This is a genomic window from Nocardioides sp. (assembly GCF_036274455.1).
Taxonomy (GTDB): Bacteria; Actinomycetota; Actinomycetes; order Propionibacteriales; family Nocardioidaceae; genus Nocardioides.
The window spans coordinates 1-2,931 of record NZ_DASUFR010000227.1 but is presented as its reverse complement, the minus strand read 5'-3'; the positions used below and the strand labels follow the sequence as shown (position 1 = coordinate 2,931).

The 2,931-nt window shown below is 74.8% G+C and carries 3 protein-coding genes; all 3 read left to right on the top strand.

Annotation, left to right across the window (positions count from 1 at the left end):
- Positions 1-324 (top strand): DUF2877 domain-containing protein (locus VFV89_RS21750; protein ID WP_329708080.1); only part of this gene is annotated, 324 nt, incomplete at its 5' end.
- Positions 321-1,733 carry an FdrA family protein gene (locus tag VFV89_RS21745; protein ID WP_329708079.1) on the top strand — a complete coding sequence of 471 codons (1,413 nt, stop codon included), beginning with the start codon at positions 321-323 and terminating at the stop codon, positions 1,731-1,733. The genes VFV89_RS21750 and VFV89_RS21745, both read left to right, overlap by 4 nt.
- Positions 1,730-2,931 (top strand): DUF1116 domain-containing protein (locus VFV89_RS21740; protein WP_329708078.1); only part of this gene is annotated, 1,202 nt, incomplete at its 3' end. The genes VFV89_RS21745 and VFV89_RS21740, both read left to right, overlap by 4 nt.

The window sequence follows — 2,931 nt, the reverse complement described above, 5'->3', positions numbered from 1 at the left end:
GTCGCCTCGCTCGTGGGCCGCGGCGACGGGCTCACGCCGTACGGCGACGACGTGCTGTGCGGCTGGCTCGCCGTGACCCGCGCGGCGGGTGTGCCGACACCGGAGGTGGACGCCGAGGTGCGGGCGCTCGCCGGCACCACGACGCTGCTCTCCGCCACGCTGCTGGACTGCGCGATGCACGGCGAGGTGATCCCCGAGTTCGCGGCCTGGCTGGCCGGGACCGGGCCGGTCGAGGCGGTCGAGCGGATCGGGCACACCTCGGGCCGCGGACTCGTGGAGGGAGCGCGGCGGGCGCTCTCCGCACTTGAGAGGGTGGCAGCGTGACGACCCACGTGGAGCTGCGCAGAGGCGCCTACGCCGACTCGGTGACGCTGCTGCAGGTCAGCAGGACCGTCCAAGGCGTCGAGGGCGTCGCGGCCGCCCAGGTCGCGATGGCGACGGCCCTCAACATCGAGGTGCTGACCGAGATGGGCTTCGAGGTGCCGGCCGAAGCGACCCCCAACGACATGGTGGTCGCGGTGCGACTGGCCGAGGGCGGCACGCTCGACACGGCACTGGCCGGCGTCGAGCGGGCGCTGGCCGACGCGTCGCGTCGAGAGTCCGGCCCGAGCGAGGAAGCGCCGCCGCGGACCACGGCGTCCGCCTTCCGGCGTACGCCGGACGCCATCGCGCTCGTGTCGGTCCCCGGGGCCAACGCCTTCGTCGAGGCCACGGACGCCGTGGAGTCCGGTCACGACGTGATGGTGTTCAGCGACAACGTGCCCGTCGAGCAGGAGGTCGCGCTCAAGCGCGCGGCGGCCGGGCGGGGGCTGCTGGTGATGGGGCCGGACTGTGGTACGGCGGTGGTGGGCGGCCTCGGCCTGGGGTTCGCCAACGTCGTCCAGCCCGGCCCGGTCGGCCTGGTCGCCGCCTCCGGGACCGGCTGCCAGCAGGTGCTCGCGCTGCTCGACCACGCCGGGGTGGGCGTGACCCACGCGCTCGGAGTGGGCGGGCGCGACCTGTCCGCCGACGTGAGCGGCCTCGCCACCCGCGAGGCACTGCGCCGGCTCGACGCCGACGCGTCCGTGGAGCTGATCGTGCTGGTCTCCAAACCTCCCGCGCCTGAGGTGGAGGCCGAGATCGAGGAGTTCGCTGCCTCGCTCGGTACGCCCGTCGAGCTGGCGCTGCTCGGCGCCGGCCACCCCGACCTGACCGAGGCGACCGAGGCGGTCCTGCGGCGGCTGGGTCGCGACGTCCCGGCGTGGCCGGTCGTGGGCTCGGCCGCGACGCCGTCGGGCGGGCGGTTCCTGCGCGGGCTGTTCGTCGGCGGGACGATGGCCAGCGAGGCGAAGATCATCGCGACCGGGCTGCTGGGCTCCGACGGCCACACGTTCGTCGACTTCGGCGACGACCAGTACACCACCGGCCGGGCCCACCCGATGATCGACCCGACCCTCCGCCTGGAGCACGTGGCCCGGGCCGCCGCCGACCCGGAGACCGCGATGCTCCTGCTCGACGTCGTGCTCGGCCACGGCGCCGAGCCCGACCCGGCCGCGCTGCTGGCCCCGGCCCTGGCCGACGTACGCCGGCCGGTGGTGGTCGCGGTCGTGGGCACCGCTGCAGACCCCCAGGGCCTCGAGCGCCAGGTCCGCACCCTGGCGGACGCCGGGGCCGAGGTGCACCTGTCCAACGCGCGGGCGACCCGCCGCGCCGTCGAGCTGCTGAGCTCGCTCACCGGGGAGGCAGTGTCGTGACCACTCCAGCCGCCGTTGTCAACGTCGGTGCCGACCTGCTGGCCGATGCCGTCGCCGACCAGGCCGTCCCGGTCACCCGGGTCGACTGGCGGCCGCCGATGGAGGGCACCGACGCCGACCTGGCCACGGTGGCCGCCGACCCGCGACGCCCCGGGGCCAACGCCCGGGCGCTGGCGGCGGTGCTCGAGGTCAACGCCACCCTGGTCGACGTCGCGCCCGCCTCCGAGCTCCTCGGCCTCGAGCAGGGACAGTTCCTGCACGCAGGGCCGCCGATCACCTGGGACCGAGCGTCCGGGCCGCTCCGCGGCGCGCTCATGGGCGGTGCTGCCCTCGAGGGGCTGGTCGACGACCCCGAGGACGCGGTCGCGCTGTTCGAGGCCGGCACCTCGGTCTCGCTCGAGCCCTGCCACCACCGGTCCGCGGTCGGGCCCATGGCCGGCGTCATCACGCCGTCGATGTGGCTGTGGGCTCTCGAGGACCAGGCGTCCGGGCGGCGCACCTTCTGCTCGCTCAACGAGGGGCTGGGCAGGGTGCTGCGCTACGGCGCCTACTCCCCCGAGGTCCTCACCCGGCTCCGCTGGATGAGCGCGGTGCTCGGGCCGCTGCTTCAGTCCGCCGTACGCACCGTGCGCGACGCGGCCGCCCCTGTCGACGTGACCGGGATCCTCACCCAGATGCTGCAGATGGGCGACGAGGCCCACAACCGCAACCGGGCCGGCACCCTGATGCTCCTGCGCGACCTCTCCCCCGCGATGGTCACCAGCGGGTTCGAGACCGGCGACGTGTCGGAGGCGCTGAGGTTCATCGGCGGAAACGACCACTTCTTCCTCAACCTCGCGATGCCGGCCTGCAAGCTCGCCCTCGACGCGGCCCGTGGCATCGACGGCTCGACGATGGTGGTGGCGATGGCCCGCAACGGCACCGACTTCGGCATCCAGGTGGCCGGCACCGGCGACGAGTGGTTCACCGGCCCCGCCCAGCTCGCGGACGGCCTCTACCTCGGCGACTACGGCCCCGACGACGCCAACCCCGACATCGGCGACTCGGCGATCACCGAGACCGCGGGCATCGGCGGCTTCGCGATGGCCACCGCGCCGGCGATCGTGCGGTTCGTCGGCGGCTCGGTCCCGGACGCACTGGCCACCACCCGCCGGATGCACGAGATCACCCTGGGCGAGAACCCCCGCTGGTCGGTCCC